Origin of the sequence: uncultured Candidatus Puniceispirillum sp., from assembly GCF_963979125.1 — a bacterium.
Classification (GTDB): Bacteria; Pseudomonadota; Alphaproteobacteria; order Puniceispirillales; family Puniceispirillaceae; genus Puniceispirillum.
Genome location: NZ_CAXBVX010000002.1, coordinates 1 through 21,448, shown reverse-complemented (window position 1 = coordinate 21,448; position 21,448 = coordinate 1). Strand labels below are relative to the sequence as shown.

Annotated in this window: 20 protein-coding genes; 18 read left to right on the top strand and 2 right to left on the bottom strand. The window is 42.9% G+C overall.

The genetic code is table 11. From position 1 onward, the window contains the following. Positions 1–176: 176 nt before the first annotated feature. The 7 genes from ABNT28_RS00440 to ABNT28_RS00410 all read left to right on the top strand — a co-directional run bounded on the left by ABNT28_RS00440 (position 177) and on the right by ABNT28_RS00410 (position 4,414). The gene (locus ABNT28_RS00440) at positions 177–716 is read left to right on the top strand and encodes an LPP20 family lipoprotein (RefSeq protein ID WP_332923727.1); all 540 of its coding nucleotides are present in this window, start codon (positions 177–179) and stop codon (positions 714–716) included. A 62-nt stretch (positions 717–778) separates the two neighbouring features. Next, positions 779–1,966 (top strand): flagellar assembly protein T N-terminal domain-containing protein, encoded by a 1,188-nt coding sequence (locus ABNT28_RS00435; protein WP_332923728.1) that lies wholly within the window; start codon positions 779–781, stop codon positions 1,964–1,966. Then, positions 1,963–2,406, top strand: a complete 444-nt coding sequence (locus tag ABNT28_RS00430; protein ID WP_332923729.1) for a pilus assembly protein FimV — start codon at positions 1,963–1,965, stop codon at positions 2,404–2,406. Before ABNT28_RS00435 ends, ABNT28_RS00430 begins: the two co-directional genes overlap by 4 nt. Continuing rightward, on the top strand, positions 2,378–3,265 hold the full coding sequence (gene flgA, locus ABNT28_RS00425) for a flagellar basal body P-ring formation chaperone FlgA (RefSeq protein WP_348720837.1): 888 nt from the start codon (positions 2,378–2,380) through the stop codon (positions 3,263–3,265). Before ABNT28_RS00430 ends, flgA begins: the two co-directional genes overlap by 29 nt. A 36-nt stretch (positions 3,266–3,301) precedes the next feature. Next, positions 3,302–3,601 carry a flagellar biosynthesis anti-sigma factor FlgM gene (gene flgM / locus ABNT28_RS00420; protein ID WP_348720836.1) on the top strand — a complete coding sequence of 100 codons (300 nt, stop codon included), beginning with the start codon at positions 3,302–3,304 and terminating at the stop codon, positions 3,599–3,601. Positions 3,602–3,616: 15 nt separating this feature from the next. Further along, the gene (locus ABNT28_RS00415; RefSeq protein WP_348720835.1) at positions 3,617–3,931 is read left to right on the top strand and encodes a hypothetical protein; all 315 of its coding nucleotides are present in this window, start codon (positions 3,617–3,619) and stop codon (positions 3,929–3,931) included. Between the two features lie 48 nt (positions 3,932–3,979). Beyond that, a complete protein-coding gene (locus tag ABNT28_RS00410; RefSeq protein ID WP_348720834.1) occupies positions 3,980–4,414 on the top strand; it encodes a hypothetical protein in 435 nt (144 codons plus the stop codon). A 14-nt stretch (positions 4,415–4,428) separates the two neighbouring features. On the opposite strand, the gene ABNT28_RS00405 is transcribed toward ABNT28_RS00410, so the two are convergent. Next, positions 4,429–4,704 (bottom strand): hypothetical protein, encoded by a 276-nt coding sequence (locus tag ABNT28_RS00405; protein ID WP_348720833.1) that lies wholly within the window; start codon positions 4,702–4,704, stop codon positions 4,429–4,431. A gap of 83 nt (positions 4,705–4,787) precedes the next feature. After that, positions 4,788–5,816: a hypothetical protein gene (locus ABNT28_RS00400; RefSeq protein ID WP_348720832.1), complete on the bottom strand. Its 1,029-nt coding sequence runs from the start codon at positions 5,814–5,816 to the stop codon at positions 4,788–4,790. A gap of 144 nt (positions 5,817–5,960) precedes the next feature. Between ABNT28_RS00400 and flgB the strand changes: the two genes are divergently transcribed. From flgB to flgL, 11 genes are all read left to right on the top strand, one after another. Then, positions 5,961–6,347: a flagellar basal body rod protein FlgB gene (flgB, locus tag ABNT28_RS00395; RefSeq protein WP_348720831.1), complete on the top strand. Its 387-nt coding sequence runs from the start codon at positions 5,961–5,963 to the stop codon at positions 6,345–6,347. After that, on the top strand, positions 6,347–6,763 hold the full coding sequence (flgC, locus tag ABNT28_RS00390; RefSeq protein WP_348720829.1) for a flagellar basal body rod protein FlgC: 417 nt from the start codon (positions 6,347–6,349) through the stop codon (positions 6,761–6,763). The genes flgB and flgC overlap by 1 nt, the downstream gene beginning before the upstream one ends. Before the next feature lie 17 nt (positions 6,764–6,780). Beyond that, a complete protein-coding gene (locus tag ABNT28_RS00385; RefSeq protein WP_348720828.1) occupies positions 6,781–7,473 on the top strand; it encodes a flagellar hook capping FlgD N-terminal domain-containing protein in 693 nt (230 codons plus the stop codon). A gap of 69 nt (positions 7,474–7,542) precedes the next feature. Next, complete coding sequence (locus ABNT28_RS00380) at positions 7,543–12,270, top strand: flagellar hook-basal body complex protein (protein WP_348720827.1); 4,728 nt, start codon at positions 7,543–7,545, stop codon at positions 12,268–12,270. 97 nt (positions 12,271–12,367) lie between these two features. After that, a complete protein-coding gene (locus tag ABNT28_RS00375) occupies positions 12,368–13,123 on the top strand; it encodes a flagellar basal body rod C-terminal domain-containing protein (RefSeq protein ID WP_348720826.1) in 756 nt (251 codons plus the stop codon). A gap of 69 nt (positions 13,124–13,192) precedes the next feature. Beyond that, the gene (gene flgG / locus ABNT28_RS00370; protein WP_348720825.1) at positions 13,193–13,981 is read left to right on the top strand and encodes a flagellar basal-body rod protein FlgG; all 789 of its coding nucleotides are present in this window, start codon (positions 13,193–13,195) and stop codon (positions 13,979–13,981) included. Between the two features lie 27 nt (positions 13,982–14,008). After that, entirely contained in the window at positions 14,009–14,689 is a 681-nt protein-coding gene (locus tag ABNT28_RS00365) for a flagellar basal body L-ring protein FlgH (RefSeq protein WP_348720824.1), read from the top strand. Between the two features lie 124 nt (positions 14,690–14,813). After that, positions 14,814–15,857: a flagellar basal body P-ring protein FlgI gene (locus tag ABNT28_RS00360; RefSeq protein ID WP_348720847.1), complete on the top strand. Its 1,044-nt coding sequence runs from the start codon at positions 14,814–14,816 to the stop codon at positions 15,855–15,857. Between the two features lie 9 nt (positions 15,858–15,866). Further along, entirely contained in the window at positions 15,867–16,160 is a 294-nt protein-coding gene (locus ABNT28_RS00355) for a rod-binding protein (protein ID WP_348720823.1), read from the top strand. Between the two features lie 2 nt (positions 16,161–16,162). Further along, positions 16,163–20,374 (top strand): flagellar hook-associated protein FlgK, encoded by a 4,212-nt coding sequence (flgK, locus tag ABNT28_RS00350; protein WP_348720822.1) that lies wholly within the window; start codon positions 16,163–16,165, stop codon positions 20,372–20,374. A 9-nt stretch (positions 20,375–20,383) separates the two neighbouring features. Further along, the gene (flgL, locus tag ABNT28_RS00345) at positions 20,384–21,286 is read left to right on the top strand and encodes a flagellar hook-associated protein FlgL (protein WP_348720821.1); all 903 of its coding nucleotides are present in this window, start codon (positions 20,384–20,386) and stop codon (positions 21,284–21,286) included. Positions 21,287–21,448: the final 162 nt, after the last annotated feature.

Here is a 21,448-nt window from a genome sequence, read left to right as displayed (position 1 = left end):
ATATGTTGCAGCCAGATAATCTGATTGCACCTGCGTATAGAAAGGCAATAAACGTGCCAGAACGAAAAAAATTGGCGTTTTTGGTAAGAAAACCCTGAAAATCGAACAAATAAAATGAGTGGCACGGATAATGCATAGCCGATGTGTATCAAATTTATGAAGAATGGAACGGACCCATGCAAAAAACTCCCAAGCGGAATACCTTAGTTACCTTTGCAGCTTTAGCGGCGGCATCAATAGCGGTTTCTGGCTGTCAGCTTGCCGATAGCCTTGGCGGCTCGTCGGCAATGTCCACAAGCGGCACAGGCGCATCATTGCTTGAGCAAAGTCAGGCCGCATCATTGGCATCAGTCGCCGAGGTGTTTGACGCTGGCGCAGATGAAATCCCAACATTAACAGCTGTAGGCTATGCTGTTGTGTCATCTCAGCCAGGACGCTCAGATGCGCAAAAGCGGTTGATGGCAATTCGCTCGGCACGAATGGCGGCGATGCGTGATCTTGCTGAACAAATTCACGGCTTGCAGGTAGATAGTTCGACAACGGTGATCGATCTGATGGTGCAAAACGACACGTTCCGTGGCGTGGTTTCAGGCACAATTCGTGGCGCACGCACTGTTCGCATTAACCCGACTGGCTCGGATACATATGAAATCGTGCTGGAAATTGACCGCGATATGATTGCCCATCTTATGGGAACTGCACGAAACTATGGCTAGGGCTGTCCCTTATAAATGCCAATATGTGTGGTGCTTCTAACCTTGGGGTGTAAAGCAGAACAATGAAAAAAGATGGTCTTTCCATTATCCCGTTCTCCCTGCCAAGCTGGCGTGCGCTGATACTATCAGTGCTGCCGGTTTGGTTTGTTTTGCTGTGCACTATATTCATATCAACAGCCATGAGTGCTGAAGGCTTTCGGTTTGCCGAGGCTACTGGACGCGCTGTCATCATGCATGAAGCGGCAACTGATGAAGCCCGCATGATTGCGCTTGAAGATGCGCTTTATCAGGTTGCGTTGCAGGGCGGTGCCGAGGTGAACGGATTTTCGGCGGTAACGACGGATACAACCTTGAGCGATCATTTCGTTGTACGTCCGTCTAGCCGCATTCTTGATTATACCATTACCAATGAAATTGTTGATGATGACCATTACATGGTTACTGTACGGGCGGCAGTTGGCGCATTGCCAAAAGCCGAATGTGCGACACCGCGTCATCATAATGTAACGGTTTTTGCCCCATCCATTTATGTTGGGCCAACAGTACCAGCATGGTTGGCACCGATTGCCAGATCCAGCCTTACCGAAATGCTCATGCAGATGGAACGGCACCCCAATCTTATGACGCGTCGGGCGATCACAACCAAACTTGATGTTGCTGCTTTGGCGCGGGCGAATGATGCGTTTGACTACAAGGCTTTGACCGAGGGGCGGGTACGGGTTGAGACAGGTGATTTTGCTTTTGTCCCCGAAATTTCATTTAATGCCCGAAAAATAGGCGGTTTATTGCTTAATGAAATGTTGCTTGATGTCACCATCACAATGCATGTTACCGATGGGGTGTCCTACGCGCCAGTCCTTGACCACAGCGCAACAGCGACGATCAAGCTGAGTGATATTACACCATCCCAAACATTCAATGTCCTGTCCCGCAGTAAGCGCAAGGACATCACTGCACAAATTTTAGGCATAATGCCTAATTTCATCAGTGGATTAACGAAAAAACTGACCTGCCGCCCGCTTATCAGCACCCTTACATTAGCTAATGGTGTTTTAACGGTACCCCTTGGCAAAACCCATGGTGTAGGCCAAAATTCACTAGCAGTGACCAGTGGAACAGATACCCTTTGGACCATTTTACGTGTGTCAAAAGCAGACGCACGAACGGTTGTCCTTGAGCCCTTAAACCCGGCACGTGATAAGAACATGCTTCAGGGCGCAAAGGTTGAATTTATGGAGTTAACGCAATGATTACACGCACTATTTTTACAATCAGCTTACTGGCTGGATTAACTGTTCCGACGCTTGCTGTCGCCCAATCGCAACCGATTGTCGTCCTTGAATATCCAAATCAGTCAGCATCGGGCAACGTGGATAGTAATAATCCATTTGTGATCGATGCAAACTATACTGCCAAGCATAAAGTTATGCAGAATGAGACACTTAGTCATGTCATTGACAAGCATTATGCCAATAGTGGGTTGAATTTGAAATTCATCGAAATGGCTATTGTTGCTGCCAACCGAAAGGCCTTTGTGCGGGGTAACCCTAATTTTCTTTACGCTGACAAAACATTACATCTGCCATCATTGAATGAAATTCGCGATATGATTCTGGGCAAGAACAAGGCCAATGCAGGCAGTGGCGGGGGGAGTTCACAAAGTGATCAGATCTATTTCATCGGGGGCTAATCCTGCTTGCATGCATAAAATAGCGCTGCCTATTATTGCGGCAATGATCGCGGTTGTTGCCAATGCTGTTTCAGCCCAAGCCGTTAGTGCTAATAAAACTGTGCCGATGCCAACTGTGAATGACGAATTGGCGGATAAAAAGGACACAGATAATCAAATTATTACGGGTAAATACATTAACCAAATCGTTTCTCAGTTTTTATTGGTCAAAGGTGTGGAAGCAACGCCTAGCTTAAATCCATCGCGCCTCTTTCGTAAATGTGATGGGCCTTTGACTGTGAATCCGATGTTTGGCAATTTCCAAACTGTACGTGTTGAATGTGAAGACGTCATTGGGTGGCGTGTTGCTGTACGAACCAAGATCAAATCAGAAGTAGCATATGTTAAGAAAACCACACATAAAAACACCACTAAAATTACCAAAAATATCTCAAGAAATATAACAGCTAAAGCTGTCAAAAAAGCTGAAACGGCGCGTGTGGTAAGCCTCACACGCAGCATGCGACGTAATGAAATTATCATGCCTGAAGATGTTGCTTTTATTGATGTATCAATACGCGAAGTTGCAGGTGTGTTTTTTGAACAAGACGACGTGGTTGGTCGGCGTTTAAAAACATCAGTTTCAGCAAGAAAGCCAGTTTTTGCACGGCAACTTCAACCACATTGGATGGTCGAGAAAGATCAGGAAGTAACGCTGATTAATCGTTCTGGTGCGATCGCTGTCAGTATGATAGGTTATGCCTTAGAAAACGGTCAATATGGTGAGTGGATTAAGGTCAAAAACGCGAACAGCAATAAAATTGTTCATGGCCAGATAATTAATTCAAAAAAAATTGCAACAGGGGCTAACATTCAGTGAGTTCTAGTCGTTAAAGTACTTGAGGAGGCTATTTAAATGGTTGATGCCATAAAAAATATGGTCAATCGAGTCGAGGTTCAAAAACCCCGTGATCGTGATTTTGACAGCAAAGCAGTTGCAACAGGTGCGTCTGACGTAGCACCAGTCGCACGCGACACTGTCACTATGAGTGATGCGGCTTCACCACAGGTGATTGCACAGCTGGCAGAAAAGCCGCCGGTTAGTGCTGAGGCAGTTAATCGTATCAAAAGTGCGATTGCAAATGGTGAATACCCAATTAACCTTGATTTGATTTCTGATGCGCTTATGGATGCATACAGGGATTTAAAAACCTGAAACTTGGTTGTTTAGGTGACAGATACCCGCACATCTAAAACGCATACCCTTTTTGACACTGTTGAGCGCTCGCTTGACAGTGCTTTGTTGCGTCTGGAAGATGCCGCTAATCTTCGTGCTATGATGGAAGAAGTTGAAAATCAGGTTCAAGAGGTTTGGCCTTTAATTGAGTCATCTGAAGAAAGTGAAAAACTAAGTGCCGATGATAAGGTGCAACTTTCAGTAATCTTAGATAAGATAAATCTATTGGAAGCTAAAACGCGTGCTAGGCTGGCATGGTCAGATGATTTAGGAAAGCATATCCGCAAATCACTTGATAAATCGATTTAGCCACTGAAAGCCAGAATTGCTAGCTGACGGAAAAGAGAAGGCGGTACTATGCACAGTCTGAACATGTTTTTATCCTTTGTCATAAGTCCTGCTGGCATTGTCCTTCTGACAGTTGCAATCATGCTTGGTGTTGTTGTGTGGCGAAGCCTTTCGGTGCAAGCCGAACAGCGGAAATTGTCAGAAAAATTTGATGAGGCGCTTCGAAACCAAGCACAGCAACTGGACGTTCAAAATCAAACCATGTCACGCCTTGCCGGACATATATCAAAGCTAGGTGACATGATAACCGATCATGGGGCTACATTTGATACCATGCGCGAGGACATTTTGCGTCTGACAGATGATGTTCGCGGTGAGGTTGGCACCTCAAAAGCGATTGAAATGGCACGTAAAGGCGCGTCTGCCGAAGCGATCATGAAAGCAACAAAGCTATCTGCGGGTGATGTTGATGCCATCGTGCGGTTTCACGGAAAATCAAAATAACCTAACGCACAAGGCTACATCTTGAAAATGCTACTTTTGCATTCAAGATGATACATTGTTTTATCCATTGTTACATTTAGGCTCTTTGTATGCCTGTCGATCACGATTTTCATCTGCGCATCAGCAATCGTAATCAAACTGGCACTGCTTTGCGTAATGGGCATACGCGTCTCGCCGTTTTTGGTTGTTACAATCGCATCATCGCCAGATTTGTTTGACCTGACTACGACTTCAAAAATTCCAGCTTTATTCAGGCCGCATGAAAAGGTTTCCTGTTTGAATCGGGACATGTCTTTGCAACCAGAAAGTGCCAAAAACAGTCCAGCAGCTATGGTACAAAACCCTGTATAATTTAATGCATGCGCCACCTTGGTCAGCTATCCTTTTTACGGTCACTTGACTCTGTTTCAGTTTCGTCAAGATCACCCAGTTCTTCCAAGCCAGCAAGAATGTCAGACTCGGATGTTTCAACAGGCTCTCCATCTGGTGACGACGCGCTAGGCTTTGGCATCTTATCAGCGACAGCCGCAGCAATCGCCTCATTGTCTGCTACATCACTAGTTGGATTGTCTTCAACGTCATCCTGATCATCAATATCTTCGGCAATTGGCGCTGTCAGATCAATGTCATCAGGCATGTCGTCAGGCATGATGTTATCATCGCTTACATCTGTTTCCAGCATGTCTGCATTATCATCAGCTTGCATATCGGCTGTGGCGGCGTCGTCATTTCCTTCACCATCGTCGGCCATAGCTTCATCAGGCGCGTCTGCCGGTTCATCCATTATGCTCGTCAGCTCATCTGATATGTCTGATTGATCTTCAGGTATATCTGAAAGCTCATCTGATGCATCGTCCAGCACATCAGTCATGTCCGAGAGATCATCATTCATGTCTGGGAATGGTTTATCATCCACATCCGTTTCTTGTAATTCGGCTTTTCCATACTCAATTAATTTAGTGGCATCGTCAGTATGAACGTCAATGACAACACCGCTTGGAAAGCGCACTCCGTTAACTTCACAATTCTTAATAATCCGGACTCGCATCCAACTGGTGTCATTAAGGTCATCTTCAAGATCGGCAAAACCATCAATATCGTCATCTGCTGGTACAGGCGCAGGATCGATAAAATCGAGTTTTTTATCGCTGGTTTTTAGAGCTCCTGACTCCATTAACGCCATTATGCGCTGGCGCAGGATATAAACGCGAGCAGCCAGAATGCCCAGGCGCTTCAGTTCATCTGTTTCGCGGTCAAGAAGCCCCTTTACGAACTCATTCATCTCATCAAGTGACTGATCATCACATTTCGCGATAACTGCATCGCGTACTTTAATTGTTTGTGGTGCCAATGGCGTTGAAGAGCCGGGACCCGCGCTATTCGATAATGTCGTTCTAGCCATTTTTTTATCCTTGCCGTTATATTTGGCATCCTTATTGCAAATTCCAGACCAATCGAAGGTTTCTTTTAATGTTTTTTACCTCTTGAAAAGGGCGGAAAAGCTGAGATCGATAACCGTTACACGTAACTATATAGAGGTAAGACGATGAAAGGAATTGGCGATTATCTGCAAGTGCATGCGGCAGCCTTATCTTTGCGCTCTAAACGTAACGATATTTTAGCGTCGAACATTGCTAACGCAGCAACTCCAAATTTTAAAGCGCGTGACATTAATTTCGAAGACGAGATTAAACGGGCAGCTGGCCACGGTTCCATGGATGGTTCCGACGCACGTCATATCAGAATGGCGGTGAACGCACGTCCTGACCAGGTTCTTTATCGCCAACCATTAAATCCATCACTGGATGGTAATACAGTTGAGTTAAATGTTGAGCAGATGGAATTTTCTGAAAACGTTATGCGTTATCAAACATCACTTACGTTTCTTAACAACCGCATTACCGGCCTTATGTCGGCAATCAGGGGCGAGTAATGGCTGAAATCAAAAACGTATTTGATATTTCTGGGAGCGCAATGGCAGCGCAGATGGTGCGCCTTAACACTATTGCCAGTAATCTTGCAAATGCTGGAAATCTCGCAAGTACTGAAGACGAAGCCTATCGCTCAATGAAGCCTATTTTCGAAACCCGTTTTGCGGATCGCGTGAATGATAGTGGCATGTCAACAACACAGGTTGTTGGTGTAACGCAGCTAGATAGGAAGCCTGAGCGTATTTATATGCCAGACCACCCAAAATCTGATGAAAAAGGTTTCGTCTATAGTGCGGCAGTTAATGTCGAAGAAGAATTCGTAGAAATGATTGAGGCAAGCCGCCAGTACCAAAATAATATTGAAGTTGTAACAACCTTACGCGCTCTGATGATGCGTACAATCAACATGGGCAAATAGAAACGGAGACCGAATAAATGAGTACAATTGATACATCGTCCCAAAACTCGCTGAATTCAATTTTGGATAAGCTTGGTGTGAAATCTAGTGATGATGCAGCTCCAGCTAACAATGATCAGCTAGGTCAGGAAGAGTTTTTGACGCTGATGACTACTCAGCTTCAAAACCAGGACCCTTTTGCGCCTATGGAAAATACAGACATGATTGCACAAATGGCGCAATTTTCTACCGTAACAGGTATTACTGATATGAACCAGACGCTGAATGGCCTTGCCGAAACTCTGTCAGAGTTTCGAATTGCAACCGCCTCAAATATGCTAGGTAATTCAGTGATGATTCCAGGAAATTATGCACGCCCTGATAACAATGGCGAAATCCATGGAATGCTCGATCTGCCATCAGCGTCAGGTGTCACTAGCCTCGCCTTTACTGACAAAGCTGGCGCAATGTTACATTCGGTTGAACTTGGTGCTCAAGCTTCAGGACTTGTTGGGTTCTCATGGGAAGATATCCCTGAAGATATCCTTAACAGTGGTGAACCTGTTCGCATTGAAGCGCATGTTGATTTTGGCAAAGGTATGGAAACACTCACTCCGAGCATATTTGCTGACGTTCTTTCTGCATCAACTGGTGACGCTACTACAGGTGTCATGCTTGATGTTCGTGATTACGGCGAAGTTCGAGCAGCTGATGTGGCAAGGTTCCGCTAGGGCTGATTATTTTACAACTCAATTGAACTGAACTTTTGAATAATAAATTGTATCATAGGAGACTAACTAATGTCATTTTATACCGCTTTGACCGGATTGAATGGATCTTCGGCAGATATCTCAGCAACCTCCAACAATATTGCAAACGTTGGAACAACAGGCTTTAAACGGAGCCGAGTTGAATTTGGTGATATTTTTGCGACTTCACCTCTGCAGAACTCTTCTTCTTCACTTGGATCAGGTGCAATTTTGAAAGGTGTTAAGCAGCAGTTTACTCAGGGTAACATTGCTGCTTCACTAAATGCCTTGGATTTGGCGATTTCTGGCCAGGGTTTCTTTGCTCTTAAACCTTCATTGACCTCTGCACAAACAGTTTACACTCGTAATGGATCGTTGAACGTTGATAATGATCGATATGTTGTGGACTCAGCTGGTCAGTATCTACTCACATATCCAGTGAATAACGATGGATCTGTGACAGCTAAAGACCTTGATAGTGCTGTTCCTTTGCAGCTACCAGTTACATCTGGTGACCCACAAGCGACGAGTACTATTAATCTTGGAGTGAACGTGCCTGCTTCTTCAGAGGTTGTTACGGATCAAGCTCAATTTTCTGACGGTTATACATTTAACCCTGATGATCCATCCACGTTTACAAATTCAACATCTATTACAATCTTTGATGATTTGGGCAATCCAACAATCGCAACAGTGTATTTTATTAAAACACAATCAGCGTCTGCAGATGATCCAACAAATAAATACGATACTCGCTTGGTCATTAATGACCAAATCATTGATCCTGATCTAGTTAGTTCGGTTGATGATGCAGGCAATCAGGTTTTCATAGATAGGTTTGGACGTCAGACAACGACTGTACCTGATGATAACTACTTCCTTGAAGGTAAAGGGTCGCCACTTTATAAGCTTGATGATTTGCAGAAGTTAATTCCATCATCTCCTGCTACAATTAAGGGAGAGCAAACATCGTTCGACTTTGGTGAAGAGGGAGACAAGCTTGTTGAGATTGTTACCGACCCTCTTGAATTCAAAGCTACTCGTGAAGGCGGTAATGCAGGTGGTGACGTATATTGGGGCAAAGATTTTCTTCTTTTAAATGTTGATGATAGTGACCAGCCGGTAAGTATTGACATTAGGCCTGGTACCTATAATGCAACTCAATTAGCCGCAGAGGTTGAGCGGTCAGTCAATGCCGCTTATGGTGATGATAGAAAGTTACAGATTGTACAAAATCTAGATGACAAGATTAAAATTGATCTGAAACGTACTGATGCTGATGGCGCAGTTAGTAGTTTGGATACTGCAATTGAGGTTGACTTGTTGGGGACTGATAGCTTTGTATCAGAAAATATTCCTGACTTTGATATTGATGGTTCTTCACCAGATATTACCCGTGAAGATTTTCTTGCTCATACTCAAGTGAAAATTAATGAAGCTTTGAATTCATACAATCGCACTCAATCAGGTAATCCGCTGGGTGTCGAAAATCTCTCATTTACGCGTTCTACCAGCAGTAAAATTAACTCTGTTTATGAATTTAATAATATTGTCACACTCGACAGGTTAGGAAATAGTACAAATTTAACTATTACTCCAGGAACAATTGTCGATGCTAACTCTGAAGAAATTACAATTGATTTAGTTGCAGATGAGGATGGAGACGGTGTTTTTGAAACTAGTGTGACCTTAAATTCTGGAACTCTTGTTTCAGCCCAAGACACAGCGACAACTATTGCTACTGCAATGGCAATTGATAGTGATGTATCGGGAGCTAACAGTAAATATGAAGTATCGGCTTCAGCCGGAGTTCTAACAGTTTCTCGCCCAGATGGTGTGAACTTTTCTATATTAAAAGGTAATTCAACTTTCCCAGCTAACTCTTCATTGAAAGTAGGCACTGCAGATATTTCTAGTGCATTGACAGTGACAAAAACTACCACTGGATCAGGTTCTGCTGCTGAAGTTCAAAGTGTCACTGGGCTTGATGCTGCTGGTCTTGCAAATCTAGCAGGTAAAAGCCTTACTTTGGGTGAGAGTGGCGCTATAAATTTTGGCACTAGTTCGCTAACTGTTAGCAAAACAACTACAGGCACAGCATCTGTGGTAGAAGTTCAATCATTGACTGGGCTTACTGCAACGGGGCTTGCTGATTTGGCAGGACAAAAATTAACAGTTTCGGATGGAACAAATTCAGTATCGCATACTTTTACAACCGCTCCAGCGAGCGTTGCTGCAGTTGTAACAGCCATCCAAGGTGCATCTGGGTATAGTAGTATGTTGTTTAATGCAACAGCTGGAACAGATGCTGTTACACTAACATATAAAGTTGCAAGTGCCTCGACTGCAATTTCGACAGCCACCCAATCGTCAGCTGCGGTCACGGTAAATTTTGTCACTGAGCCAACTCTTGCACAAGTCGTAACAGCTATAACGGGACATGATAATTACTCAGCTTTGGGGTTCGCTGTCACTGCTGGCTCAAATGCACTTACTCTGACATATCCAAGTAATGGCGTTGTTTCTACAACAACTGCTGCTTCGGTGGGTACTGTAGTTTCAGATGACAATGTAGCTTCACAATATATGGCATATTCATATTTTGGTAATCGCCCATCAATGGATGTATATGATACTCGCGTAGCGGCCAGCGGAGATGCCACAACTTCCTATATCGCCTACACTGCAACACAAAATAAAATGAAGATATTCATAGATGATGCTCAGGCCACTAACTTTACAGTAGGTGCAAACATAAGGTTGTCTGGAAAGTTTCCTGCAACTGAAGGAAACGCTGGAACTTTGAATGGGCGTGAATTTGAAATTGTATCAGTGGCATCCAGTACAACAACTGGAAATGCTACTGGTCGTGGTTATGTTGAGGTCAGCACTTCAGGTTTAGCACTTGCAGAAAATGACTTTACAATTACTGGCGCAGCCGCAGACGTTTCAGTCTATATTTTGGCTAATGAGTCAACCACGACTGAAGCCTTTTTTGAGGGTTCTTATCCAGTTTATGAGGGTTCACAGGAAAACTATTCAAGTAAAAGAATGGTTGTCCGTGAAATTGGTAGTAAGCGAACTGACTTAGGTGGCTTTGTAGCTTCCTCTGCAGCCTTTGATAATTCTGGCACTGCTACAGATTTGACTGCTCTAGGCCTTGATGCAATGGCAGTAGCCACCACAGCTGCGAACTCAACAATTGACTGGGTCGATGAAAAAGATCCTGCAGTAAAGGTTGGCTATGATGCTGTCAATCAGCGTCTTAACTTCACTGTTGATAGAACCGTGCTTGGAAGTGGAACTGACAGTAATTTTAGTTCCTATTCCATTTATGGGTCTAATTCTACCGGCTCTAACAACCTTGGAATTCCATCTCAAGGTTCTTCATCAACTGTCCCAATTAAGGGTGGAGAGGTTCTTTATGGTGATAGCTTTATATCTGATGGTGAAGAAATTCAGCCAAACGACAAACGCTATGGTATTTCGGTTAGCTATAACAGTGATCTCGAGAATTTTGAATTCTCTAGTGGTTCTACAGGTGAGACAATTGCGAGTGACGGAGCCATTGGTGTTGAAACAAATCAAAAGAGCTCAAATATCCAAGTAGGCCGGTATACTATCAATGCTACAGACGGATCTGCTATTAAAACGATTAACGATCCAGACTCCCGCATTATTGGTAATGGTGAAAACCAACTGCTTGGTGTTGGCTCAACAAAGACTGACTTTATCTTCACGGAAGGAAGAGGTCTAAAAGCGACTGCTGCAACTGCAGCAGGTGCAAGTGCCAATGAAGATTTGAGTAGTGTCTTTAAACTTTCTGCACAAACTGGGGAAAACGTTTTTAATATTTCTGTGAATGGTATCAGTGGTATTATTGAAGTGCCTGCAGGTTCATATGTTGGATCAACACTTGCTTCCGCTCTTGAAAAACGTATCAATCAAATCTCAGATCCTGTGACTGGAGATCCAATTGGTGGTGTGTCAGTGAGCTATGATCTTGATAATAATAATTTATCATTTACGACAGGTACTACTGGCGACTCATCCACAATTAAGGTCAAGGGCATTGCTAGACTAGGTCTGGATGATGTGCCTTTGGGTGTTGGCTCTGTTCCGGAAATTTACAACCTGGTTCAAGCAACTAACGCGAATGGTGTAGCACTGTATGTGAGTGCCGATGGCAAGGTTGTCGAGTCACCTCCAGCTAATCTTGTTGAAGGTTATTATCCACTTTATATCGATGAAGGTGAGCTTACATTTGACAAAACCGGTGCATTAGTAAGTCCAAAGAATAATGTGCATTATGAGAAGCAGGAAGAGGGTTTCTCTATTGCCCTAGATGTTGACTTTGCAGCTTCAACACAGTTTGCTCAACCTTTCTCTGTGCTATCAGTTCAGCAGGATGGTTTCACCTCAGGACGACTTGATGGCCTTGAGATTGACTCATCGGGAACAATTCGTGCTAACTATACTAATGGTCAGAATAACCCACTTGGTAAGATTGTTGTGGCAAACTTCAACAACCAAAACGGTTTGAAACAGATTGGTAACGCTACTTATGTTGAAACGGCTGTTTCAGGTACTCCTCAGGTTGGTGAAGCGGGTGCCGAAGGTTTTGGTAATATTCTCTCAGGTTCGCTTGAGCGATCAAATGTTGATATTACAGAAGAGCTAGTTAATTTGATTACGGCTCAGCGAAACTATCAGGCATCAGCTAAAGCAATCGAGACAACAACTGGATTGACACAGACTATTATTAATATCCGCATGTAAACCTAATTGAAATATAAACAATTAAAATGCCAAACCAGCTAAAGCTGGTTTGGCATGGCTCTTGCTTATGTAAACAATTATCAATTAGGAGACTGGCATGGATAAGTTTATTTTTACCGCAATGAATACGGTTAATAACATTTATGATAACCGTTCAGTTCGTGCGCAAAATATGGCAAACATCAGTGTTCCTGGCTATCGCCGAGATTTAGGCACAAAATCAGCTGGAACAGCATTTCCTGATATGATTAATAGCTTCCAATCTCGTGCATTTGCTTTGAAAGATGATAATAACGTTTTTGAGAGCACTCCAGGACAACTAAGCCAAACAAACGAAGCGATGGATATTGCTCTTAGAGGTGATGGTTATTTTTTTGTAAAAGGAACAGGTGACGTTTCTTTGACACGACGAGGTGATCTTAGCCTTGATAATGAGGGCTTCCTTGTCAATGGCTCAAGAGCAAAGCTTCTTGATGTAGGGTTGAATCCGATTAAAGTCCCCGCTAATAGGTCAATCAGCTTTTCTGAAAATGGTGAAATAATCATCGAGCCAGTTGGTGCTGAGGCAGGCACAAGGGTAAATATTGGGCAACTAGCAATGACCTCTGCAGCTGATATTCAGCTTAAAAAATTTCCTGATGGTGAAATTCGTGCAAAAGATGGAGAATTACCTGAAATTGATCAAAAACCTAGGGTTATTCAGCACAACGTTGAGCTTAGTAATGTGAACATTACGGAAGAACTGGTCAATTCAATTGAGGACCAGCGCCAGTATGAAATAAACATTAAATTGATTTCTACAGCACAGGAACTTGACGAAGGAACTTCATCTCTTATGCGGTTGCCTAACTAATATCATCATGTTTGGCACGCGTCTTGCTTACATAGTAGCAGAGTATTCAATTCTGCTGGAGGCAAGTAAATGTCAACAAGTTCAATGCATGTGGCCAAGACAGGCCTAAATGCCCAACAAACTAGAATGCAGGTCATCGCCAACAACCTTGCCAACGTTAATACAACAGGCTTCAAGCGTGATCGTGCAAACTTTGAAACACTCCTTTATCAAGTACGTCGTTCAGCAGGTGAAGAAACATCTGCCGATACTGATTTGACCTCAGCCTTTGCTGTTGGTACTGGTGCTCGTATTGTCAATACGCAAAAGATGATGAGCCAAGGCAGCATGATCCAGACAGACAACTCTCTTGATCTAGCTATTGAGGGATCTGGCTTCTTTCAGGTTTTGCTTCCAGATGGCCAGATTGGCTATACCCGTAACGGATCATTTTCGACCAATGCGGAAGGCACGCTAACAACGCCAAGTGGCTATGTGTTGCAGCCTGAAATCCAGATTCCTGGAAATGCAAGTCAAATCAACATATCTGGCGATGGCATTGTCAGCGTGATTGTGGCAGGCGAAATTGAACCGCAGAATGTTGGCCAGCTTACAATCGCAGACTTTAACAATCGCCGGGGTTTACAGCCAATTGGTGAAAGTTTCTCTATCGAAACAGCGGCTAGTGGCGCGGCTATTATTGCCAACCCTCAAGAGCAGGGATTTGGCAAATTGCTTCAAGGTTCGCTTGAGGCATCCAACGTTAATGTGGTGCAGGAACTTGTCAGCATGATTGAAACGCAACGCGCCTATGAGGTGAGTTCGAAGTCGATTACATCAGTTGATGAAATGCTGCGCTTCATCTCCAATAACCTGTAATTGATCTGGTATATTTGAGGAACTGTTATGTTGAATGCTCGCATTGTATGTTTTGTTTTGTTTGCGCTTGGGCTAGGTGGTTGCTCAACATATGTTCAAAATCAGGCATCACTTGAATTTGAACCAATTTACGAAACAAACGATTTTACGCAAATGGCAGCAACGCCAACAGGCGGCATTTTTGAAAAAACCAAAGGTGGGTTGTTCGCAACTGATCGGCGCGCACGCAATGTTGGTGATATCCTAACAGTATCCCTAAGTGAATCGTTTTCAGCAACGAAGTCACAAACAGCTGCATCAGCCAAAACCGATAGTTTTGGCGTTACTTTGCCAACAGCACTTCCAAATATTCTAACAGGTGGGTACGCAGATGCGGGTCTCACAGGTGGCGCAGCTCGGAGTTTCTCTGGTTCTGGTTCTGCTGCGCAGTCTAATTCTCTGTCGGGCTTTTTGTCTGTTACCGTTATGCGTGTATTTGAAAATGGGAATATGGAAATTAAAGGCCAGAAAAAGCTTAATTTGAATAATGGTGATGAATATGTGCGTTTGACAGGCCTTGTTCGTCCTCAAGATATTTCGGCTTCAAATCTTGTTTTGTCTAACCGCATTGCCGATGCCCAAATAACGTATGTTGGGGCAGGTGAAACTGCTGACTCGGCGCGCCAAGGATGGCTCAGCAAAACATTGCGTGCCATCTCACCATTCTAGATGTTCTGTTCTATTAGTTAAGGGAAATAAAATGTCTATCCGTGCCATCATTACTGTAAGTTTGATATTTAGTTTGAGTGCCTTTACGGGTATCAGAAGCGCGGTCGCTGATCGGTTGAAAGACATGACGTCGATTGCTGGGGTGCGTACCAACCAGCTTGTTGGTTATGGACTTGTTGTTGGTTTGTCTGGAACTGGTGATGGCAATTCAGGTCTAACTTTACAATCCTTGCAATCGATGGTGTCTCAGTTTGGCTTAGTCACAGATGCGTCCAACTTATCTGGCAAAAATGCAGCAGCCGTCATGGTAACGGCTGATTTACCGGCATTTACAAAACCTGGTCAGCGTATTGACATCACAGTCTCCACGATAGGGGCTTCAAAGTCTCTTCGTGGCGGCACATTACTTATGACGCCTTTGCTTGGCGCCGATGGCGAAACTTATGCAGTTGCTCAAGGAAATATGGTTGTTGGTGGCCTTGGCGTAACAGGAAATGATGGTTCATCTGTTGTTGTTAATATTCCGACCGTTGGCCGTATTCCCAGAGGAGCCTCGGTTGAAAAAATGGTTGAAAGCCCATTTCAGTCATCAGACAATTTAATACTTAATTTGCATCAAGGTGACTTTAGCACCGCAATTCGCGTATCTGATGCCATTAATGAAATATTTGGGCCTGATGTTTCGGTCGCGCTGGATGCTTCATCAATTAAGGTGCGTGCGCCTGTTGATCCAGGGCAAAAGGTTAGTTTTGTAAGCCTGCTTGAAAATGTTGAGGTTGATCCAGCACGTCCATCTGCAAAGGTCATAGTCAATTCTCGGACTGGCACGATTGTTATTGGTGGTGATGTGAGAGTAACACCAGCAGTTGTTACGCATGGTTCACTGACAGTTAAAGTTACTGAAGATATGGATGTAACCACTACTGGCACAACCACCACCAATGCTAACGGAACTACTACAACACCAGGCGATGCAGTTCAAACGGCCGATACAGATATTGAAATTGAAGAAGAAACGGCAAAAGCCTTTATTTTTGATACGGGTGTGAACCTTGCTGAAATTGTTGATTCAATAAATGCTGTTGGAGCAAGTGCTTCTGACTTAGTTGCCATTTTAGAAGCACTTCGTGAAGCTGGTTCTCTTCGTGCTGAAATCATAGTGATATAGGAGAGTCTTATGGAACTTACACCTATTGATACATCGATGGCCTTATATGAAGCCAATAAAACTAAGTTGCCCGATGAAAATGAGGACTTAAGAGCCGCAGCAGAAAAATTTGAGGCTATTTTCCTTCATCAATTTCTCAAAGAGGCACGTAAAACTAAACTTGCTGATGACCTTTTCGGCAGTCACGCCAAAAGCACTTATGAAGATATGCTAGATCAAGAACATGCAGACTTGATGTCCAAGAAAATGGATCTTGGCATTGCAGAGGCATTAGTGCGTCAATTTGATAAGTCAGCGATGTAAAAATGGCTAGTTTATTTGACATTGGCAAATCCGGGCTGAGTTCCTACAGAGAAGCTTTATCTGTAACTGGACAGAATATTGCCAATATTAATACGGATGGATATAAGCGCCGCGAGGCTAATCTTGAAGAAATTCAGGGTAGCACTGGCAGTGTTAACAGTGTGCCAGATCAGAGTGGATTGGGTGTGCGAGTTGCTGATGTAAAGCGCTCATATGATGAGTTTTTGCTTAATAAAGCTCGCTCAACTTCATCTTATGCTGAGTCAACCGCAGCTTACTCTAATAACATTAGTGACCTAGAAGATGTTCTTTTGCCGGGTGATCACAACCTTGGTTCAATGATAGCTGAATTTTTTGATGGACTGCAGGAAGTCTCAGTTGCGCCGTCTGATCGCGCACCTAGAACTGTTGCTTTAGAACAAGCTGGAGCACTAACTGAAAGTTTTAGGCAACTAGCTCTTGAGATGGATGCAGTAAAATCAGGTATTGTTGAGCAGGTAGACCAAGCTATTAGTGATCTGAATGGTTTAACGGCTGAACTAGCGAACTTAAACCGTGCTATTGGTGCAGGAACTGCAGCAAAGTCCAACTCAGCATTAGATGCACGGGATGCTCTGATTAACAAAATAAGTGATTATGTTGAAATTACTATTTCTGATAATGAGGATGGTACAAAAAGTCTCACTTTGGGTAATTCTGGAAAAGGTGCTCAACTTGTGAGGCACGATAGATATTCAACTCTTAAAACTGTTGATGATGGCAAAAACTTGAGTTTCCTTATTGGGCAAGGCACTGGTTTTGTACCAACCAATCAAATCACAAGTGGGTCATTAAAGGGTTTAAGTGATAGCTATTCCAAATCTTCTGAAATGATGGGAAAAATTGATAACCTAGCCTTTAAATTAGTTAGAGACGTAAACGCTATACACGAACAAGGTATAAACCTTGAAGGTCAGCCCGGCGAAAAATTCTTTATGATGGCCGATGTTAGTATGATTGAAAACCCAAAGAATTTAGGTGCCGCAGTTTCCATGGTTGAAGTAACAGATTATACTATTGTTGCGCCTGAGCATTTGGAATTTAGTTTTGATAGTAAAACAGATTTATGGACTGGTCGTAATTCATCAAATCAAATAGTTGGATCTGGTAAATCTCAAATTTTACTTCCAGGTATGCGGGTTGAATTTAATGGTAGTGCTAGGCAAGGTGACAAGTTTAGCCTTACACCAGGTGAGGGCTCAGCAAAGGCCATAGGACTTGCAATTACCCGAGCTCATGATATTGCAGCAGCGGCAAAGTTGCTTTCTTCAGCTGATCCAAATAATGAAAGCGCTGCTACTATGGCAGTTGATGCTCTGGTTATTCCCCCTGAAGATAGTATCCCAGATATAACAAAAGTCATGTCGGATGGACTTTCAGCTGTTGCCGCCACGACATTTTATGCTGATGGACCTGCGGTTGTCGTCCCCGCTAATGTTACTGATCTTGATTTAGTGAGTTTAACGCAGCAATCACGTGTAAATTTTTCATTGAGTGATGAAAAAATGAAAGGAATAAACGTTGCTTCACTAAAAGTTACTGATCAAGCAGGAAGTGTAAAAACCTACAGTTTTGATTTGAGTTATGGAACTTTTCATTCAGGGGCTAGTGGGTCCTGGAATGATATGAAAAAAGTTGCTGATCTGCTTAACCAAGGTGTTATGAAAGGGACAAATGATATAGATGGTGCAACAAAATTTTCACTTACAGATATTGGTGCCTATGCCTCTGGATCAGATGGCCAGCTATCAATTAGCTTTTCAAAAAGTAATATAGATAATAGCGCTTCGTTAAGCCTTTCAAACAGTAATGCAGTAGCTGGAGTGGTAACAAATAGAAGTGATTTAGGTTCCAGCATTCAAATTTTCACCAGAGAAGGCCGCCATATTGCTGGTTCTAGCATGTCATCTGAAGAAATCAGTGATTTATTCAAAGCCTCAAACGGTTTCAATGTTGGGGCTAAATACGTTGACACTTACTTAAATAAGACAGGTGAAGATGGATATCTCGGCACAACAGTTTCCAATAAGACTGATGCTTCTGATATTTTGACAAATATAAGTGAACTTGGAGCATCTCGAACTATAAGGTTTGATAGTTTACCAAATATTGATGGGAATGAATCATCTGTGAATGGTACATCTGCCTCAGCAGAAACGGTAGATTATTCTCTTACAATTGATGGTTTGACCGAAAAGCTTTCAAGCAAAGATTTGGTTGAAAAAGATGCAAAATCTGTTGCCATTGCTATGGCTAAAAAATTTAGATCGAACGCACCTATTGCTAATCTTACTGGTCAGTCGACTCTTACAAAGACAAACACGATTGTTCTGTCTGAGGGGAAAAGAACTGCCTTTGCATCGAACGGGAGTTTGAATTTAAATTTTGAAGATATTACATACCAGTTAAATGAACTGCCTGATGGAACTGTAAGCATCATAAGCAGCAATCCACAAAATACACTTTCGTTAAGTTATGATCCATCCTCATATACGATTACTGAGACAATCACTACCTTTCCAGAAAACGATGATAAGGTCGTCGTATCATTTGAGGGTCAAAACTACAGCATAATAATGCAGCAGGGTGAGGTTTATGTTTCTGGTGGAGAGTCTGGCCGGTTGAGTGCTTCATATAACAAGGATCATAAACTCCATATTTGGTCTAACGATGGGACTTTAGTAAGTGATAACATTACCTTGCCTACATCAGCATCAGTAGATGGTAATACTGAAGCTGCTGCCAGGTTTGGCCTTACAAACGGAACATCGCAACCAATTGCAGCGCTCACTCAACAGGCTATCCCTTTAACTGTTACCGAAACAATTTCAGGTGCTGCATCTACATACGAAGTTCAGACTGTAAGTGGATTGAATTCAAATGCACTGAGTTCGTTGGCTGAAAAAACACTCACAATAGGGGACACAGCTTTCAATCTCAGGGTTTTTGAACATGATCTAAGTGTAACAACAGAGGGCATTTCTGGAGTTAATGAAGTTCAATCCATTAATGGTTTTGATTTTGCTGGTTTAAACAATCTTGCGGGTCAGACAGTAACACTATCTGACGGTGCCACAACAATCTCACACAAATTCACTACAGCTCCAATCAGTGTGGCCTCAGTGATTTCATCTTTGCAGAGTGCAACTGGTTATAGCAGTCTTGCCTTTAATCTAAGTGCAGGTAGCGATGCTCTGACTTTGACATATAAGGCAACTGGCGCGGCTGCTAATGCTACATTTACACAATCAACTAACGCAGTAACTGTTTCTTTCGATGATGAACCAACGTTATCTGACGTTGTATTAGCCCTTCAATCTCACAGTGGCTATTCAAATCTTGATTTTACAGTCGCTGCTGGGACTGACTCTTTAGTACTAACGTATAAAAGCCATGGAGCAGTAACTACAACAGCAGTTTCTGAAATTGAAAGTTTTTATGATCGAGATTTCAATATTCGCGTTGATGGTCAGAATATTATAGCCACCCATAATGACTCATCTAAAGATCTTCAAGCAAGCGCAACAGCTGATAGTTTAATAGGTCAACGGATTACACTTTCTGACATGCCTGATGAAGAATTAATTGTTGTACTTACGGGGCAAGCTTCACGAAAAATATCTGCTAATTATGACCTTAGGCCTCCAGAGGCTCCCGTGATTACTCGTGATTTGATGATCCAAGTCACCGATGTTGAAAACGGTGTTGTTGAATTTATTGATACAGAGACTGGCACCTCCATGGCCACTCGAAGTTTAACATCAAGGAAAGAAGCTACAGCTAAAGGTTTTGATATTAAATTATCGGGTGATCTTCAATTAAATGACAAATTTCATATTGCTACGAATTATGAGGGTGTTGGAGACGGCAGAAACTTAGAGGCAATTATATCCTTGCAAGCCGCAAACGACGATAACCCTGATATTGGAGGTTTTCAGGAGATATTTGGTTCAATGGTGGCTACTTTAGGCACAAGCGTAAGAACCAGTAAGTTAACTCTTGAGGCAGCGGAAACTTTGCGTGATGCGGCTGTTGAAGCTGAGGCGAGTTATTCAGGTGTCAATCTGGATACTGAGGCATCTAAATTAATAGAACAGCAACAAGCATATCAGGCATCTGCCAGAATTTTATCAACTGCACGTGAATTATTTCAAACTTTGCTGCAGTCTATTTAGGTGATTTAAATGCCAATTAGTACCAAAACATTTAATGCTCAATCTTTGGCTGGTTTTCATAAAATGACTGGCCAAATTCAAGAAGCTCAAATGCGAATTGCATCAGGTAAAAAGATCTTGAGATCATCTGATAGTCCAATTGATGCGGCTAATATTTCAGCTGCAAAAGAGCAAAAATTAATGCTTGAGAGATATTCATCTAACCTAGACCGTGCTCAGTATCGACTGGCTCTAACTGATGAAACACTGGGTCAAGCTGTTACAATCATGACACGAATTTTTGAATTATCAATTCAAGCTGTCAATGACACCTATGCTTCGGCAGATCGGCAGTCAATTAAGACTGAAATTGGTGAACTAAAAAAGGGAATGGTTGAGCTTGCAAATAAAAAAGATTTAACAGGTCAGTCACTTTTTGCTGGTTACAAAGTGAATTCAAATGCATTTGAAATTGATAAAGATGGCGTTGTTCAATTTGTAGGTGACCGTGGAAGGCATAGCGTCCAGGTATCAGAGTCTATGCGGTTATCAACTGGGGTTGACGGTGCAAGTGCATTTATGCGTGTTGAAAGTGATTACGGTCATGATTCAGCCTTCGAAATTATCGAGATTGTTGAAAATCAAATTATGTCTGGTGAACTTGAAGAGGGAACATTAGACGATATAGATAAGGCTATTGAGCATATTACTAGGCAACAAACCCTCATTGGTGCCGCGCTCAGCAAAGGTCAAATGCAGGCTGAGGCTCTTGGTCAGCGCAAGCTACTTTTAAATGAAAATATTTCGGATCTTGAGGATGCAGATATTGCAGGTATTGTAACTGAAATGCAATCAATGATAACCAGCCGTGATGCAGCTCAACAAGCATTTGTAAATGTTGGCCGCCAGAGCTTGTTTGATTTTATGCGATAAGTCTTAATGGCTCTTCCTGGCGGAGGATGGGGAGGGGTGGCACTGCCACCCCTCCCTTTTTAGTTTCTATTTTTATTCTAATTCTACTGAAGTAGAGCTAGAAGGCTTTGCTTAGACTGGTTAGCCTGAGCCAGCATGCTTGTAGCTGCCTGAGACAGGATC

Excerpts from the sequence above, each read along its gene's own strand:
- ABNT28_RS00365 (WP_348720824.1), top strand. The coding sequence starts at position 14,009 with ATGTTGAATGCTCGCATTGTATGTTTTGTTTTGTTTGCGCTTGGGCTA.
- flgM (WP_348720836.1), top strand. The coding sequence starts at position 3,302 with ATGGTTGATGCCATAAAAAATATGGTCAATCGAGTCGAGGTTCAAAAA.
- ABNT28_RS00355 (WP_348720823.1), top strand. The coding sequence starts at position 15,867 with ATGGAACTTACACCTATTGATACATCGATGGCCTTATATGAAGCCAAT.
- ABNT28_RS00400 (WP_348720832.1), bottom strand. The coding sequence starts at position 5,816 with ATGGCTAGAACGACATTATCGAATAGCGCGGGTCCCGGCTCTTCAACG.
- flgC (WP_348720829.1), top strand. The coding sequence starts at position 6,347 with ATGGCTGAAATCAAAAACGTATTTGATATTTCTGGGAGCGCAATGGCA.
- ABNT28_RS00405 (WP_348720833.1), bottom strand. The coding sequence starts at position 4,704 with ATGTCCCGATTCAAACAGGAAACCTTTTCATGCGGCCTGAATAAAGCT.
- flgG (WP_348720825.1), top strand. The coding sequence starts at position 13,193 with ATGTCAACAAGTTCAATGCATGTGGCCAAGACAGGCCTAAATGCCCAA.
- ABNT28_RS00440 (WP_332923727.1), top strand. The coding sequence starts at position 177 with ATGCAAAAAACTCCCAAGCGGAATACCTTAGTTACCTTTGCAGCTTTA.
- ABNT28_RS00435 (WP_332923728.1), top strand. The coding sequence starts at position 779 with ATGAAAAAAGATGGTCTTTCCATTATCCCGTTCTCCCTGCCAAGCTGG.
- flgL (WP_348720821.1), top strand. The coding sequence starts at position 20,384 with ATGCCAATTAGTACCAAAACATTTAATGCTCAATCTTTGGCTGGTTTT.
- ABNT28_RS00385 (WP_348720828.1), top strand. The coding sequence starts at position 6,781 with ATGAGTACAATTGATACATCGTCCCAAAACTCGCTGAATTCAATTTTG.
- ABNT28_RS00410 (WP_348720834.1), top strand. The coding sequence starts at position 3,980 with ATGCACAGTCTGAACATGTTTTTATCCTTTGTCATAAGTCCTGCTGGC.
- ABNT28_RS00360 (WP_348720847.1), top strand. The coding sequence starts at position 14,814 with ATGACGTCGATTGCTGGGGTGCGTACCAACCAGCTTGTTGGTTATGGA.
- ABNT28_RS00430 (WP_332923729.1), top strand. The coding sequence starts at position 1,963 with ATGATTACACGCACTATTTTTACAATCAGCTTACTGGCTGGATTAACT.
- ABNT28_RS00375 (WP_348720826.1), top strand. The coding sequence starts at position 12,368 with ATGGATAAGTTTATTTTTACCGCAATGAATACGGTTAATAACATTTAT.
- flgB (WP_348720831.1), top strand. The coding sequence starts at position 5,961 with ATGAAAGGAATTGGCGATTATCTGCAAGTGCATGCGGCAGCCTTATCT.
- ABNT28_RS00380 (WP_348720827.1), top strand. The coding sequence starts at position 7,543 with ATGTCATTTTATACCGCTTTGACCGGATTGAATGGATCTTCGGCAGAT.
- flgK (WP_348720822.1), top strand. The coding sequence starts at position 16,163 with ATGGCTAGTTTATTTGACATTGGCAAATCCGGGCTGAGTTCCTACAGA.